Here is a 15,001-nt window from a genome sequence, read left to right on the forward strand (position 1 = left end):
ATTGCTGTAGATCACAATCGGTATTTTCAGTAGGTTATAAAAAGTTTGTTACTGTTTTATTTTTTCAGACATATGTTGGAAGGCACGTTCATCCGCCTTCGCGACGGTCGTTTGTAAGAAAAGTAAACCATCATCAAAAACCGATGGAAGGGAAAACTATGCGTATTGGTGTACCAAAAGAGAGACTAGCCCTGGAAACCCGGGCCGCCGCCACGCCGAAAACGGTGGAGCAGCTGCTGAAACTCGGGTTCAGCGTCGCGGTAGAAAGCGGCGCAGGTAAGCTGGCCAGTTTCGACGACGAGGCCTTCGTTCAGGCTGGAGCGGAGATCGTTAGCGGCGATGACGTCTGGCAGTCCGACGTCATTCTGAAAGTGAACGCGCCCGATGACGAAGAGATCCTGCTGCTTAATCCCGGCACGACGCTCATCAGCTTCATCTGGCCGGCGCAAAATCCGCAGCTGATGGAAAAACTGGCGGCGCGTAATATCAACGTGATGGCGATGGATTCAGTGCCGCGTATTTCGCGCGCTCAGTCGCTGGATGCGTTAAGTTCGATGGCTAACATCGCCGGCTATCGCGCGATCGTTGAAGCCGCCCACGAGTTTGGCCGCTTCTTCACCGGGCAGATCACCGCGGCAGGTAAGGTTCCTCCCGCGAAGGTGATGGTTATCGGAGCCGGGGTTGCCGGTCTGGCGGCCATCGGTGCGGCTAACAGCCTCGGCGCAATCGTCCGCGCGTTTGATACCCGTCCGGAAGTGAAAGAACAGGTGCAGAGTATGGGCGCCGAGTTCCTTGAGTTGGATTTTAAAGAGGAAGCGGGCAGCGGCGACGGCTATGCCAAAGTCATGTCTGAAGCCTTTATCAAAGCCGAGATGGCGCTCTTTGCCGCGCAGGCCAAAGATGTCGACATCATCGTTACCACCGCGCTGATTCCGGGTAAACCGGCGCCGAAACTGATTACCCGCGAGATGGTTGACTCCATGAAGTCCGGCAGCGTGGTGGTTGACCTGGCGTCGCAAAACGGCGGCAACTGTGAATACACCGTGCCGGGCCAGGTGGTTACCACCGCCAACGGCGTGAAGATTATCGGTTATACCGATCTCCCGGGTCGTCTGCCGACGCAGTCCTCACAGCTGTATGGCACCAACCTGGTTAACCTGCTTAAGCTGCTGTGCAAAGAGAAAGACGGCAATGTCGTTATCGATTTTGATGATGTCGTTATCCGCGGCGTTACCGTGGTTCGCGAGGGTGAAATCACCTGGCCCGCTCCACCCATTCAGGTATCTGCTCAGCCGCAGGCGGCAGCGAAAAAGGTTGAAGCGCCAAAAGCAGAGGCGAAACCGAACTCGCCGCTGCGCAAGTATGCGCTGATGGCGCTGGCGATTATTCTGTTTGGCTGGCTGGCAAGCGTGGCACCGAAAGAGTTCCTCGGCCACTTTACCGTTTTCGCGCTCTCCTGCGTGGTCGGTTACTACGTCGTATGGAACGTCTCCCATGCGCTGCATACGCCGCTGATGTCGGTCACTAACGCGATTTCCGGCATTATCGTGGTAGGGGCATTGTTACAGATAGGCCACGGCGGCTGGGTCAGCTTCCTGAGCTTTATCGCGGTGCTGATCGCCAGCATTAATATTTTTGGTGGTTTCACCGTCACTCAGCGCATGCTGAAAATGTTCCGCAAAGGATAAGGGGTAACAAATGTCTGGTGGATTAGTTACAGCTGCATACATTGTTGCCGCGATTCTGTTTATTTTTAGCCTGGCGGGGCTTTCCAAACACGAAACCTCCCAGCAGGGGAACTACTACGGCATTGCCGGGATGGCGATTGCGCTGGTGGCGACCATTCTGGGGCCGGATAGCAGCAACGTCGCGTGGATCCTGCTGGCGATGGTTATCGGCGGCGCGATCGGTATTCGTCTGGCGAAGAAAGTTGAAATGACCGAGATGCCGGAGCTGGTGGCGATTCTGCACAGCTTCGTGGGCCTGGCGGCGGTACTGGTTGGCTTTAACAGCTATCTGCAGCATGAAACCGGTATGGAACAGATTCTGGTCAATATTCATTTGACCGAAGTGTTCCTCGGTATCTTCATCGGCGCGGTGACCTTTACGGGTTCCGTTGTGGCGTTTGGCAAGCTGTGCGGCAAGATGTCTTCTAAGCCGCTGATGCTGCCGAACCGTCATAAGCTAAACCTGGCGGCGCTGGTCGTTTCTTTCCTGCTGCTGATCGTTTTCGTGCGTACCGACAGCATCGGCATGCAGGTACTGTGCCTGCTGGTGATGACCGTGATTGCCCTGGCGTTTGGCTGGCACCTGGTGGCCTCCATCGGCGGCGCGGATATGCCGGTCGTGGTATCAATGCTGAACTCCTACTCCGGCTGGGCGGCAGCGGCGGCGGGCTTTATGCTCAGCAACGACCTGCTGATCGTAACCGGTGCGCTGGTAGGTTCTTCCGGTGCAATTCTGTCCTACATCATGTGTAAGGCGATGAACCGTTCGTTCTTCAGCGTGATTGCCGGCGGTTTTGGTTCTGACGGCACGGCGTCCACAGGAGATGAAGAAGTGGGCGAGCACCGTGAAATCAGCGCCGAAGAAACCGCTGAGATGCTGAAAGGTTCTCAGTCGGTCATCATCACCCCGGGCTACGGCATGGCGGTTGCGCAGGCCCAGTATCCGGTCGCAGAAATCACTGAGAGGCTGCGCGCGCGCGGAATCAAAGTGCGTTTCGGTATCCATCCGGTTGCCGGGCGTCTGCCGGGCCATATGAACGTCCTGCTGGCAGAAGCGAAAGTCCCGTATGACATCGTGCTGGAAATGGATGAGATCAACGATGATTTCTCCGATACCGACACCGTACTGGTCATCGGCGCTAACGACACGGTGAACCCGGCCGCGCAGGACGATCCGGGCAGCCCGATCGCCGGTATGCCGGTGCTGGAAGTGTGGAAAGCGCAGAACGTCATTGTATTTAAACGTTCAATGAACACCGGCTACGCTGGCGTACAAAACCCGCTGTTCTTTAAAGAGAACACCCACATGCTGTTTGGCGATGCCAAAGCCAGCGTCGATGCGATTCTGAAAGCGTTGTAAGGCCTGGTCGTTTAAAACCAGTGCTTCTTAAGCCGTCTCTTCTGAGACGGCTTTTTTATATAGGTAACGAAGGGGTTATTTGCTCATAAAATAATCAGGCGAAGGTGTTACAATAGGCCGTTTTTCACCCAAACTGAGGATATTATGGATACCGAGTTAACCCCCACGCAACTGGCCATCGAATTTCTGCGCCGTGACCCCGCTGCTTTAACCCCCGCGCAGTATCTGAAAAAGCTGAAATTGCTGGAACTTGAGTTCGCCGACTTAATGGCGCTTTCGTCCATGGAGCTTAAAGAAGAGATCGATCACGCCTGGCGCTTAGGTATCCACTAACGATTTCGTTACCCACAAAGCTGTTGAAATCGGGGCCAAATGGCCCTTTATTTTTGTTAATGGGATGCAAAAAAATCCCCCGCGCGGGCGGGGGATGACGTCTTATTACCACGAATGAAGTCAACGAACTAATCGTCTTCTTCGTCGTCCAGCTCAACCGGCGTTTGGTACTGGTCCGGCTTCAGCGCCAGCAGGTCGCAGCGCAGGTGGTCAATAACCTGTTCAGCGGTATTGCCGAGGAAGGCTGCCGAGAGTCCGGTTCGACCAATCGTACCCAGTACCACGATCCCCGCCTGAAGATGCTCTGACAGGTCGGGAATGACCTCCTCAGGTAACCCTTTTTCAACGTGGGTGCGGCCTTCATCGATGCCGAATTTTTGCCGCAGCGCTTTCATGGCCAGCAGATGCTGACCGCGAATGGCGTCGTTATAGACGCTGGGGTCAAAATCAGGGAGCTCAATCGCGATATTGATGGGCGTGACGGGATAGGCGCCCACCAGGTGCACCTCTGTATGGTTTACCTGTTCCGCCAGCTCAATGGTTTCTCTGACCAGTTTTTCATTGAGCGCGTTGTGGTAGTTCTCTTCACTGGCGAGATTGACCGCCACCAGCGCTTTACCGCCTTCCGGCCACGGCTGATCTTTGACCATCCAGACCGGGCATGGGCATTTACGCAGCAGGTGCCAGTCCGTTGGGGTGAAAATCACCGCTTCCAGCTTGTCGTGCTGGTGCGCCATCTTCAGCACTAAATCATGCTTGTCGCTGATGATTTCCTGAATAATGGCTTCGAAGGGACGATTGTGCCACACCACTTTAATATCAATGGGCACGCCGGACTCTATATAGAATTTTGCCTGCTCGCGGATCCAGGCGGTACGCTGCCCGATGACGCCCTGACGCATGGCCGTGCGTTCGTCGGGGGAGAGCAGGGTGGTCATTTCATAAGAAAAATCATAGATCGGCAAAAAGGCTTTGATGCGGCCACCAATCCGTTGGTGCAGATACACCGCGCGCCGCAATGCAGGCTGGTCGTCCTGATTGGGGTCGATTACTACCAGCATGTTCTGATACTTCGCCATACAGGGTCTCCTTACAACTGTAACTACAGTCTGTATTAAAAAGATAACCTATATGGATGAAATGAAACAGGGGATGAGCCTGGCCAGATCAACAAATTAGAAAAAAATTCGCGATCCGGCCGGATACGGGAGGACTATCAGGCGACGTTGCGGGCCTGGCCAGCAAGCTGCGCCAGCAGGTCGCTGTTTTCGATGGTGATATATTTGCCTTTAACCGCCAGCATACCGCTTTTCTGGAAACGTCCCAGCAGGCGGCTGATGGTTTCTACCGTCAGGCCCAGATAGTTGCCGATATCGCCACGGGTCATGGTGAGGCGGAACTCACGCGGCGAGAAGCCGCGCTGCGCGAAACGGCGGGACAGATTGTAGATAAAGGCCGCCAGGCGCTCCTCTGCGTTCTTTTTGGAAAGCAGCAGGATCATATCCTGATCGCCTTTGATCTCGCCGCTCATCAGACGCATCATCTGCTGACGCAGGTTCGGCATCTTACCGGAGAGGTCGTCCAGCGTTTCAAACGGAATCTCGCAGACCATTGAGGTTTCCAGCGCCTGGGCAAAGCTCGGGTGGTGGGCGGTGCCGATGGCGTCAAAGCCGACCAAATCGCCGGCCAGATGAAAACCGGTGATCTGCTCATCGCCCTGTTCGGTGATGGTGTAGCTTTTAATGGTGCCAGAACGAATTGCATACAGCGATTTCAGCTCATCACCGGCTTTGAACAAGGTCTGTCCTTTCTGGATAGGCTTTTTCCGCTCGATGATGTTATCAAGCTGGTCAAGCTCATGCTCGTTCAGAGTAAAAGGGATGCAAAGCTGGCTAATGCTGCAATCCTGGCAATGGATTGCACAACCGCCAGACTGAATGCGTCGTATAATTCGCTTTTCCGGGATCATAAGTCTGCTCAGGCTTTAATTGATATTGGTCAATTTTAACATCTTTTTGGTGAGCAGGTAAGTCTCGAACCCCTGAAACACGTAATATTAAAAGGGTAAATCAGTTACCTATTTTATCTCATTGATTATGAATAAGTTATCTGGCGATGTTGGATTGTAAAATTACCGGAAGATTCCAGAAAAGGCACTTACGGTCAAAGGAGCAGATAGCCTTCGTGACGCAATAGCCACTCTTTTCGCTGCACGCCGCCGGCGTAACCCGTCATGGTGCCGTTACGCCCGATCACCCGGTGGCAGGGCACCACAATACTGACAGGATTTGAACCGTTGGCGGCACCCACGGCGCGCGCCGCGCCCGGACGTCCCAGCGCCTCCGCGAGCTGACCGTAGTGCATGACCTGGCCGCAGGGGATGGTGCGCAGCGTTTGCCAGACTTCCCGCTGAAACGGCGTCCCGCCGGTGGCGGTAGGTAAGGTGTCGATAACGGCGAGATCGCCCGCGAAGTAATCGCTAAGCTTACGGCTCAGGTTACCGGGATTACGCGAATCAACGCGTTGGTAGCCTTCACGGCGATAATGCACATCCAGCAGTTGTTCCATGCGGTCGCGGTGCTGATCCCACTCAACGGCCCGCAGGTTAAACTGCTCATCGCAAATCACCCACAGCGGCCCCAGCGGGGTGTCAATTTTATCTTGCAACAGCGTGAGCATCGGTCCTCCTTCAGCGAGGTTATTTTGGCAGGGCATCACCATAGCACGACGCGATGTGGGCAAACCATACTCCGAAAAGGTCAACAAACAGGGTCAGCATGGACTATTAATTATGAGGTGAGGAAAGCGATGTTTATTTTTACATTCACTCGCAGACGCGTTGGCAAGGCGATTTTGCTACCTTTATCCGGCGGCGAATTCACCGGCAACCATCCGGCGCGGCAGATAAACAGACTGGCTTTCCTTGAGTCCATGATTTCCCGGCGTTTCTGCGCGGGTTTTTACCAACAAAGGTGGTGATATGCAATATATGATGACTGGCGTTGTAATTGTGATTATCAGCGGCTTAGTAATTCATCTGATCGCTTTGGCGATTGAAGGACTGTATAAAGTCATCAGTAACCGCACGACCTGGCGTTAACGTTTTTGTGGCCTTCCCTGGCCTGTCGCGACGTTAAGGTAATCGCGGATAAATACCCGGTCCGATGGGCAGCCCCACGAGGTACCAGCCAACCAGCAGCAGTAGCCAGACGGCAAGGAATATTAATGGATAAGGCAAGACCAGCGAGTAGTAGGTTCCAAGCTTAGCGTCGGGCCGGTAGCGCTGTAAGAAGCCGAGAAATAGCGGCACAAACGGCGATACCGGCGCCAGCGGCAGCACCGATGAGTCGGCGATGCGAAACAGAATCTGCGCGAATGCCGGGTGAAAGCCCAGCAGCATAAACATCGGCACGAAAATCGGCGCCAGAATCGACCAGATTGCCGAACCGCTGGCGATAAACATACACAAAAAGGCGGATAGCAGCGCCAGGCCGACAAACGCCGGTACGCCGTTCATTCCCGCGCTCTCCAGCAGATCCGTCAAGCCGACGGCCATAAATTTCCCCATATTGCTCCAGTTGAACATGGCGACGAACTGGGCCAGCGGGAAGACCATCACGATAAAACCTGCCATCTCTTTCATCGGCTCAATCATCAGCTGAGGCAGATCGGCCTGGCGGCGAATTTTGCCGGTGGCGATGCCGTAGGCCAGTGAAACGACGAAGAAGAAAAAGATAATGAGCGGGACGATCCCTTTTATAAACGGCGAAGGCATCACGGTATGCTTGATGGGATCGCGCAGGATACCGTTTTCCGGCACGACCATCAGCGCGATCGCCGCCACGAATAACAGCGCGGCCACGCCGGCCACGCGCAGGCCGAAGCGCTGTTCCGGCGTCAACGTCTGCAGCGTTTCATCGCTGTTGCCTTGCCATTGCCCTAACCGCGGTTCCACCAGTTTATCGGTAATCAATCCGCCAACCAGAGTGAGAACGATCACTGAGGTTGCCATAAAATACCAGTTATCAATCACGCTGACGTGGAGCGAGGCGTCAAGGGTTTTTGCCGCTTCGGTGCTGATGCCAGAGAGCAGGACATCGGTGGTGACGATGAGCAGATTGGCCGTGAAGCCGCAGCCGACGCCGGCGATGGCCGCCAGCAGCCCGGCAACCGGGTGGCGGCCGACGGCGAGGAACATCAGGGCGCCCAGCGGCGGCATAATCACCAGCGCGGCATCGGAAGAGATGTGGCTAAAGAAGGCGATAAAAAGCACCATATAGCTGGCGTAACGGGCGCTAACGTGGGATGACATTTTCACCATCAGCGAAGGCAGCAGGCCCACTCGTTCCGCAAAACCGGCCCCCAGCACCAGAGCCAGAATGGCCCCCAGCGGCGCGAAACCGCTGAAGTTCTTAATGACGTTCGGCAAAAACCAGTGCAATCCTTCAACGCTAAGCAAATTTTTCACCACCACTCGCGAGCCGTCGGTGGGGTTCTGTACCCCGACGTTCAGCGCCGACAGGATGGCGGTGGCGACCATTAACGCCACAATCAGATAGATAAACAGTAAAAACGGATGCGGGACCTTGTTACCTATTTTTTCAACCCAGCCATAAAGCTTACCGGTGGGGGAAGGCGACGGTATGGATGACATACTCATGGGCGTTCCTCAGTTGTCGTTGTTGTGTTGGTTGTCTCTTTACCCCAGGGCGTGTCAGCCGTTGTTTTTTTGGCGATTACCGCGTTGCCGTACTCCATCCACGGGGCTTTTATTATTTTAAAATCGACGGCTTGACCTCCTGTGGAATGGGGCACCGGTAGGGCCTTTCGGCTAAGACCTGCGCCAGTTCCTGCTGGCTGGCGGTCAGTAACGCCCTGTCGCTGAACAGACGAATGGCCGTCGCGCCCAGCACTTTCCCCGCCAGCAGCATCCCTTTGTGGGCGATGGAGGTTCTGCCCTGGCTCACCAGTTGCCAGGAGTGCAGCGGCGTCCCGACGGCAAAACAGGGGCTGAAGCACTGGGCCACGGGGGCCTTCCAACTCACGTCGCCGACGTCGGTAGAGCCCGCAAGGATGTTGTCCGTTGCCGCCCACGGCGCCACTTCATCGATCAGGCGCGTTTCGCGGTGGCGGCGGGCGAACGCTTTCCCGTCCTCGCCGCCGGTGTCGGCAATGTTTTTCAGGCTGTTATTGATATCGTTCGCGCTCAAGGTTGCGCGAATTTCGGCGGCGAATGCGCGCTCTTCCGCGTTCCAGGGCGGCGTGCCGTAATGGCAAACCGCCTGATACATCGCCGCTTCCAGCGTGCGGTTGGGCAGATAGCTGGAACAGGCTTTTTCGAAGCGAGAGCTGACGCGGGTCTCGGTCATCAACGCCGCGCCCTGGGCGATTTTCTCGATCCGGGCGAAGATTTGCTGCGCGTCGGCCATTTCCGGCGCGCGAATGAGATACAGCACCTCCGCCTGCGCCTGAACAACGTTGGGAGAGACGCCGCCGGTATCGGTGATGGCGTAGTGCACCCGCGCTTTTTCGATAATATGTTCGTTAAGGAAGTTGCTGCCGGTGGTCATCAGCGTCACGGCATCCAGCGCGCTGCGGCCCAAATGCGGCGAGTTTGCCGCGTGCGCCGCGGTGCCGGTAAACCGCCACGCCGCCTGAATGTTGGCAAGGGTGCGGGTGCTGAACATCCCGGCCCAGGCTTCCGGATGCCAGGTCAGAGCGGCATCGATGTCATCGAATAACCCCTCGCGGACCATGAAGGTTTTCCCCGAGCCGCCTTCCTCGCCGGGACAGCCATAGAAGCGAAGCGTGCCGGCGCCGCCCTGTTGCTGCAGCCAGTTCCTGGCGGCGACCGCGGCGGCGAACGCCGCCGTACCAAGCAGATTATGCCCGCACCCGTGGCCGTTTTCTCCCGGCGTCGAAGACGCGGGTTCCGCGCAGTGGGCCTGCTGGCTGAGCCCCGCCAGGGCGTCAAATTCGCCGAGGAGGGCAATCACCGGTTGGCCCGCGCCGAAGCTGGCGATAAAGGCGTTGGGGATCCCGCCGGCATTGCGGGTCAATTGAAAGCCTTCCGCTTCCAGCGCATCGGCCAAACGCGCAGCGGACCAGAATTCCTGAAAGCGGGTTTCCGGATGGTCCCAGATATCATCGGCAATGGCGCAAAAATCGTTGCGCCGCCCCTCAATAACGTCATCGACAAATTGATAAACGTGTTCCATTACACACCTCGCTGCCAGGGAAAGTTCAGGGCGACGCGTGCCAACGTTTCGACGGCCAGGGTCATCACGTTCTCGTCGAAATCGAATTTTTCATTGTGGTGACCGGCGCTCAGTTCCGTGCCGAATATCATGTATGAGGCGAGACCGCCGCGCTCCTGGACCCGGGCCATCATCAGAGTGGCATCCTCGGAACCCGCCGGGGCAGCGATACGATCGACAGCCTGTTTAACGCCGGGGACCTGGGCCGTCTGCTGGCGCAGATAGTCCACCCACGCCGGCGACGGGGCGCTGGAGGTGGCCGCGCCCATCAGCTGCAGCTGGTAACTGGCTTCATACATGGTCGCCGCGCCGGCGATCGCCTGTTTAGCCCGCTCAAAGACGTACTGGTTAATGGCATCGGTTTCGCCACGGGTTTCGACTTTTAATAGCGCGGAGGAGGGAACCACGTTACGTCCGGTACCGGCCTGCATGACGCCGACGTTAACCCTTGATGCCCCGGCGCTGTGCGGCGCGATGGCGTGCAGGGCAAGGGCGGCCTGGGCCGCTGCCAGTAGCGCGTTACGGCCATCTTCCGGTTTACCACCAGCGTGGGCGGCGACGCCGCTGAACTGCACATCGAATTTGGTGGTGGCCATAAAGTTATCGCCGCCGCAGACGACGGTGCCGGCAGGGACACCGGTACCGATATGAATGGCGGTAAAGTAATCCACCTCATCAAGCACGCCCGCCGCGACCATGGCGCGCGCGCCGCGGGTACCTTCTTCCGCCGGCTGGAAAATCAGCACCATCGTCCCGTTGAGCTGCGCGGCATACTCCTTCAGAACGTGCGCCAGACCCAGCCCGATTGCGGTGTGACCATCGTGGCCGCAGGCATGCATCATGCCGTCGTTGCAGGAGGCAAAACGATCGCGATGCGGACGGTGACTATCGTCATGCTGCTCGTTGAGATCGAGCGCATCCATGTCGACGCGAAACGCCAGCGTCGGCCCCGGCCGCCCGGTATCGAGGGTCGCCACCACTCCGGCGAAGCCGCCTTCAAACGCCGGTAGCCAGCGTTCAGACGCACCCTGCGCGCGGGCGCGCTGGAACGCCTGCGCCAGGGTCTCTTCATCAGGCAGGCCCATACGGCTATCGGCATCGATAACGTCGCGCCCCAGCGCCAGCTGATAACCCAGACCGTCTAATACTTCCGCCACTTTGCTGGCGGTGCGGAACTCCAGCCAGCCGGATTCCGCATGCAGGTGAAAATCGCGACGCCATTCGGTCATTTTTGGCGCCAGCTGGTTGATGAAATCATAAAGTTGCGGCATAACCTTTCCCGTTATAAGCAAAAACTGTGATGGTGTTCACGAAGTGATAGCCTTTACTTATCACTCATCACTTTCATGCACTCTCATCCTTAACCTGCCACAGCACGATCGATTACAGTAGATGTCATTTTCTTCTGTCTGATAAACACTGGTTATCACTCACAACATGTCATTTCAGATTAAATTTCACCACATTCGCGCCTTCGTTGAGGTCGCGCGCGAAGGAAGTATTCGCGGCGCCAGCCGGGCGTTGGCGATTTCGCAGCCGGCGTTGACCAAAGCGATTAAAGAGCTGGAAGAGGGGCTCTCCGCGCAGCTGTTTGTGCGCCGTAGCCAGGGGGTGGCGCTGACCGAAAATGGCGAAAGCTTTTATCAACATGCGAGCCTGATCCTGGAAGAGCTGCGGGTGGCGCAGGATGAATTGCTGCAACGTCAGGGCGAGCAGGCCGGGCAGATTAATATCGGCCTTGGCGCCAGCGTAGCGCGATCGCTGATGCCTTCGGTTATTTGCCGCTTTCATCAGCAGCATCCGCTGGTGAAGGTGCGGATTATGGAAGGACAGCTGCTGGCGATGATTAATGAACTGCGTCAGGGTGAGCTGGATTTCACCATCAATACTTACTATCCCGGCCCCTACGATCATGAATTCAGCTTTGAGAAGCTATTTGAGAAACCCTTCGCGGTATTCGCCCGCGCCGGTCACCCGGCGGCACACGTCACTTCACTGACCGAGCTGCTCGATCACCACTGGACGATGCCGACGCCGCGCGGTAGCTACTTCAAACAGCTGCAGGAGATGTTTAACCAGGCCGGACTGGCGCCAAAGGTGGATATCGTTTGTGAGACCTTCTCTTCGTGCATTAGCCTGGTGGTGAAAAGCGATTTTCTCAGCATTCTGCCGGTCGAACTTGGCAACGACCCGATGATGGCGGATAAGCTGGTGATGATCCCCATTCGAGAAGCGTTACCCAAAGCCACCTATTTTCTGATTCAGCGCCGCGATACGCGGCAAACGCCCTTAACCGCGTCATTAATCACGCTGTTTCGTCGTCAGAGCCGACAACTATTTCCATAATCGCGCAGAGGTGGCTAAACGCGTTGAGGAGGCGCCGCGAGACGGCTATAGTAACCACCCGGTAGTAGCTGGAGGAGCGCGCATGAACCTTGACGACAAATCCCTATTTCTTGGCGCCATGGAGGACGTTCAGCCTCTGAAACATAATCACGACGTTCACTGGCACCCCGCGCGCAATACTCGCGCCGCGCTGCGGATTGATCCCCTGCAGCTGGATAACTTTCTGACCACCGGCTATCTCGATATTGTGCCGCTGGCAACCGCCCTTGAGTTTAAGCGGGAAGGTCTGCAAAGTGGCGTCCTGGAGAAGCTCCGGCGCGGCAAATACGGCCAGCAGGCAAGCCTCAATCTGCTGCGCCAGCCGGTGGAGAAGTGCCGACAGAATCTGTTTGCTTTTGTGGTCCAGGCGCAAAAAGAGGGGCTGCGTAATGTGCTGATCGTGCATGGCAAAGGGCGCGACGATAACGCGCACGCCAATATTATTCGCAGCTACCTGGCGCGCTGGCTGGTGGAACTCCCGGAAGTCCAGGCGTTCTGCGCGGCGTTACCGCACCACGGCGGCAGCGGCGCCTGCTACGTGGCCCTGCGGAAATCGGCGGAGGCAAAGCAGGAAAACTGGGAGCGCCACGCCAAGCATAGCCGCTAGCGCATCAACAGCGTCAGTTCCCGGGCTGCTTTCTGTAGCTCGGGTAACACCCGCTCCAGCATCTCGTGCGTGGAGACCTGCCCGGCGTGTACGCCGACGTTCAGCGCCGCCTGAATCTGCCCCTGAGGGTTAAAGAGCGGCACCGCCAGCGAGCGCAGCCCCATCTCGAGCTCCTGATCGTTAAGCGCGTAGCCCTGCTGGTGCACGCGCTTAAGTTCGGTACGCAGCTTTGCAACCGAATCAACGGTTTGCGGGGTATAGCGAATCATCGTGACCCGGCCCAGCATATCGTTCAGCTTCTCCTCCGGCTGATAGCTCAGCAGCACGCGTCCCATGGAGGTCGCCCAGGCGGGCAGGCGGCTGCCGATGTCGAGATCGATGGTCATAATGCGCGAACTCGACGCGCGAGCGATATAAAGAATGTCGTCGCCGTCGAGAGTGGCGATGGAGCAGGACTCATTGAGCATTTCGCTTAAATGCTTCAGCACCGGCTGCGCCGAACGCGCCAGCGGCGTGGAGGCAAGCCAGGCGTGGCCCAGCGCCAGAATTTTCGGTCGCAGCTGGAAATTTTTACCATCTTCGGCGTAAACAAAGCCCAGTTTGCTCAGCGTATACAGGCAGCGGCGCACCGCCGCGCGCGGAATGCCGGTCTTTTGGCTGATCTGCGAAATTGAGAGCAGCGGGCGCTGCGGAGTAAACGCCTGGATCACCTCCAGCCCGCGCGCCAGCGAAGCCATAAAGTTCGGATCGCCCTTAAACGGATCGCTATCGCCCGTCAGTAAATCATCTGGATGCTTCTCCATTTTCTTCTCCGTATTTGCCGTCGATCACATTCTTTCGCTAAACATACACGATGTTCGATTATCGCACCATATTTCGATTATCGCCCTTGACCAGCATCGTTAAGCGGGTCACATTTTGTGCGAACAACGAATAAAAGTGCGATTACCGCACATACAGGAGCGACCTGATGATTGATAAAAGCGTGTCGACGCTACGTGATGCCATCGCCGGGATCCACGACGGGGCGACCATAATGATTGGCGGTTTTGGCCCCGCCGGGCAGCCGACGTACCTGATAGATGCTCTGATAGAACAGGGGGCCCGTGATTTAACCATTATCAATAACAATGCGGGCAATGGCGAAGTCGGCCTGGCGGCGCTGCTGAAGGCCGGTCGGGTGCGAAAAATGATCTGTTCGTTCCCACGTCAGGTTGATTCGCAGATTTTCGATGACCTTTATCGCCGCGGTAAAGTTGAGCTGGAGCTGGTACCGCAGGGCAACCTCGCGGCGCGGATCCAGGCGGCAGGCGCGGGCCTCGGCGCGGTGTTTACCCCCACCGGCTACGGCACGCCGCTGGCGGAGGGGAAAGAGACCCGCGAAATCGACGGGCGTCATTACGTGCTCGAATACCCCATCAGGGCCGACTTCGCGTTGATCAAAGCCCACCAGGGCGACCGCTGGGGAAACCTGGTTTATCGCAAAGCGGCGCGCAACTTCGGCCCGATTATGGCGACCGCCGCGAAAACCACCATTGTAGAAGTTTCGCAGCTGGTGCCCTTGGGCGATCTCGACCCGGAAAGCATCATTACCCCGGGCATTTTTGTGCAGCGCGTCTACTCCCTGGAAAACCTGATTGCCGCTAAAAGCGCCTGAGGAACTCTTAATGCAAAAACTGACTCGCGATGAGATGGCCCAGCGCGTGGCCCGCGATATTCCCGAAGGCGCTTACGTCAATCTGGGGATCGGCTTGCCCACCCGCATCGCCAACTATCTTCCTGCCGATAAAGAAATCTTCCTGCACAGCGAAAACGGCCTGCTGGGGATGGGGCCGAAACCGCTGCCGGGGGAAGAGGATCCGGAGCTGATTAACGCCGGGAAAGAGTATGTGACTCTGCTCAACGGCGGCTGCTACTTTCACCACGGCGACTCCTTCGCCATGATGCGCGGCGGGCACCTCGATATCTGCGTGCTTGGCGCTTACCAGGTTTCCGCCAGCGGCGATCTGGCGAACTGGAGTACCGGCGCGCCCGACGCCATTCCTGCCGTCGGCGGAGCGATGGATCTGGCCATTGGCGCTCGTCAGGTCTTCGTGATGATGGATCACCTGACCCGCGACGGGGAGTGCAAGCTGGTAGAGCACTGCACCTATCCGCTGACCGGCGTCGGCTGCGTGAGCCGTATCTACACCGACCTGGCGGTCATCGATATCAGCGAAAGCGGCCCGGTGGTGCGGGAAATCTTTAACGGCCTCTCTTTTGAGGAACTGCAGCGCATCACGCCGGTGGCGCTGACTTTTGCACAACTGGCGGAAAGCGCGTAAGGAACCTA

The 15,001-nt window shown here is 57.1% G+C and carries 14 protein-coding genes; 7 read left to right on the forward strand and 7 right to left on the reverse strand.

Annotation, left to right across the window (positions count from 1 at the left end):
* Positions 1–158: 158 nt before the first annotated feature.
* From pntA to MKleb_RS12190, 3 genes are all read left to right on the forward strand, one after another.
* Entirely contained in the window at positions 159–1,688 is a 1,530-nt protein-coding gene (gene pntA / locus MKleb_RS12180) for a Re/Si-specific NAD(P)(+) transhydrogenase subunit alpha (RefSeq protein WP_025105811.1), read from the forward strand.
* A 10-nt stretch (positions 1,689–1,698) separates the two neighbouring features.
* Positions 1,699–3,087, forward strand: coding sequence for a Re/Si-specific NAD(P)(+) transhydrogenase subunit beta (gene pntB, locus MKleb_RS12185; RefSeq protein WP_014229565.1), 1,389 nt, complete (start codon positions 1,699–1,701; stop codon positions 3,085–3,087).
* Between the two features lie 144 nt (positions 3,088–3,231).
* Entirely contained in the window at positions 3,232–3,420 is a 189-nt protein-coding gene (locus MKleb_RS12190) for a YdiH family protein (protein ID WP_004102581.1), read from the forward strand.
* Between the two features lie 128 nt (positions 3,421–3,548).
* Here the strand turns inward: MKleb_RS12190 and uspE are convergent, their stop codons facing one another.
* The 6 genes from uspE to MKleb_RS12220 all read right to left on the reverse strand — a co-directional run bounded on the left by uspE (position 3,549) and on the right by MKleb_RS12220 (position 10,948).
* Positions 3,549–4,499 carry a universal stress protein UspE gene (gene uspE, locus MKleb_RS12195; protein ID WP_004851366.1) on the reverse strand — a complete coding sequence of 317 codons (951 nt, stop codon included), beginning with the start codon at positions 4,497–4,499 and terminating at the stop codon, positions 3,549–3,551.
* Between the two features lie 137 nt (positions 4,500–4,636).
* Positions 4,637–5,389, reverse strand: coding sequence for a fumarate/nitrate reduction transcriptional regulator Fnr (gene fnr / locus MKleb_RS12200; RefSeq protein ID WP_004851364.1), 753 nt, complete (start codon positions 5,387–5,389; stop codon positions 4,637–4,639).
* Positions 5,390–5,583: 194 nt separating this feature from the next.
* Positions 5,584–6,099: a methylated-DNA--[protein]-cysteine S-methyltransferase gene (gene ogt / locus MKleb_RS12205; RefSeq protein ID WP_014229564.1), complete on the reverse strand. Its 516-nt coding sequence runs from the start codon at positions 6,097–6,099 to the stop codon at positions 5,584–5,586.
* 454 nt (positions 6,100–6,553) lie between these two features.
* Complete coding sequence (gene abgT / locus MKleb_RS12210) at positions 6,554–8,080, reverse strand: p-aminobenzoyl-glutamate transporter (protein WP_025105810.1); 1,527 nt, start codon at positions 8,078–8,080, stop codon at positions 6,554–6,556.
* Between the two features lie 112 nt (positions 8,081–8,192).
* Complete coding sequence (locus tag MKleb_RS12215; RefSeq protein WP_025105809.1) at positions 8,193–9,638, reverse strand: M20 family metallopeptidase; 1,446 nt, start codon at positions 9,636–9,638, stop codon at positions 8,193–8,195.
* Positions 9,638–10,948, reverse strand: a complete 1,311-nt coding sequence (locus tag MKleb_RS12220) for a M20 family metallo-hydrolase (RefSeq protein WP_025105808.1) — start codon at positions 10,946–10,948, stop codon at positions 9,638–9,640. The genes MKleb_RS12215 and MKleb_RS12220 overlap by 1 nt, the downstream gene beginning before the upstream one ends.
* A 166-nt stretch (positions 10,949–11,114) precedes the next feature.
* On the opposite strand from MKleb_RS12220, the gene MKleb_RS12225 reads away from it, so the two are divergent.
* Together MKleb_RS12225 and smrA are read left to right on the forward strand one after the other, a co-directional pair.
* A complete protein-coding gene (locus MKleb_RS12225) occupies positions 11,115–12,023 on the forward strand; it encodes a LysR family transcriptional regulator (protein ID WP_014229560.1) in 909 nt (302 codons plus the stop codon).
* Positions 12,024–12,105: 82 nt separating this feature from the next.
* Positions 12,106–12,669 (forward strand): DNA endonuclease SmrA, encoded by a 564-nt coding sequence (gene smrA, locus MKleb_RS12230; RefSeq protein ID WP_025105807.1) that lies wholly within the window; start codon positions 12,106–12,108, stop codon positions 12,667–12,669.
* Here smrA and MKleb_RS12235 read toward each other — a convergent pair.
* Complete coding sequence (locus tag MKleb_RS12235; RefSeq protein WP_004851343.1) at positions 12,666–13,472, reverse strand: IclR family transcriptional regulator domain-containing protein; 807 nt, start codon at positions 13,470–13,472, stop codon at positions 12,666–12,668. The genes smrA and MKleb_RS12235 overlap by 4 nt on opposite strands.
* A 167-nt stretch (positions 13,473–13,639) precedes the next feature.
* Here MKleb_RS12235 and MKleb_RS12240 point away from each other — a divergent pair, with 167 nt between their 5' ends.
* Together MKleb_RS12240 and MKleb_RS12245 are read left to right on the forward strand one after the other, a co-directional pair.
* A complete protein-coding gene (locus tag MKleb_RS12240; protein WP_014229558.1) occupies positions 13,640–14,326 on the forward strand; it encodes a 3-oxoacid CoA-transferase subunit A in 687 nt (228 codons plus the stop codon).
* A gap of 10 nt (positions 14,327–14,336) precedes the next feature.
* Positions 14,337–14,993, forward strand: coding sequence for a 3-oxoacid CoA-transferase subunit B (locus MKleb_RS12245; protein ID WP_014229557.1), 657 nt, complete (start codon positions 14,337–14,339; stop codon positions 14,991–14,993).
* Positions 14,994–15,001 lie beyond the last annotated feature (8 nt).

The sequence above is a fragment of the Klebsiella sp. PL-2018 genome, assembly GCF_019048985.1.
In the GTDB taxonomy this organism is placed as follows: Bacteria; Pseudomonadota; Gammaproteobacteria; order Enterobacterales; family Enterobacteriaceae; genus Klebsiella; species Klebsiella michiganensis.

Excerpts from the sequence above, each read along its gene's own strand:
- pntA (WP_025105811.1), top strand. The coding sequence starts at position 159 with ATGCGTATTGGTGTACCAAAAGAGAGACTAGCCCTGGAAACCCGGGCC.
- pntB (WP_014229565.1), top strand. The coding sequence starts at position 1,699 with ATGTCTGGTGGATTAGTTACAGCTGCATACATTGTTGCCGCGATTCTG.
- MKleb_RS12190 (WP_004102581.1), top strand. The coding sequence starts at position 3,232 with ATGGATACCGAGTTAACCCCCACGCAACTGGCCATCGAATTTCTGCGC.
- uspE (WP_004851366.1), bottom strand. The coding sequence starts at position 4,499 with ATGGCGAAGTATCAGAACATGCTGGTAGTAATCGACCCCAATCAGGAC.
- fnr (WP_004851364.1), bottom strand. The coding sequence starts at position 5,389 with ATGATCCCGGAAAAGCGAATTATACGACGCATTCAGTCTGGCGGTTGT.
- ogt (WP_014229564.1), bottom strand. The coding sequence starts at position 6,099 with ATGCTCACGCTGTTGCAAGATAAAATTGACACCCCGCTGGGGCCGCTG.
- abgT (WP_025105810.1), bottom strand. The coding sequence starts at position 8,080 with ATGAGTATGTCATCCATACCGTCGCCTTCCCCCACCGGTAAGCTTTAT.
- MKleb_RS12215 (WP_025105809.1), bottom strand. The coding sequence starts at position 9,638 with ATGGAACACGTTTATCAATTTGTCGATGACGTTATTGAGGGGCGGCGC.
- MKleb_RS12220 (WP_025105808.1), bottom strand. The coding sequence starts at position 10,948 with ATGCCGCAACTTTATGATTTCATCAACCAGCTGGCGCCAAAAATGACC.
- MKleb_RS12225 (WP_014229560.1), top strand. The coding sequence starts at position 11,115 with ATGTCATTTCAGATTAAATTTCACCACATTCGCGCCTTCGTTGAGGTC.
- smrA (WP_025105807.1), top strand. The coding sequence starts at position 12,106 with ATGAACCTTGACGACAAATCCCTATTTCTTGGCGCCATGGAGGACGTT.
- MKleb_RS12235 (WP_004851343.1), bottom strand. The coding sequence starts at position 13,472 with ATGGAGAAGCATCCAGATGATTTACTGACGGGCGATAGCGATCCGTTT.
- MKleb_RS12240 (WP_014229558.1), top strand. The coding sequence starts at position 13,640 with ATGATTGATAAAAGCGTGTCGACGCTACGTGATGCCATCGCCGGGATC.
- MKleb_RS12245 (WP_014229557.1), top strand. The coding sequence starts at position 14,337 with ATGCAAAAACTGACTCGCGATGAGATGGCCCAGCGCGTGGCCCGCGAT.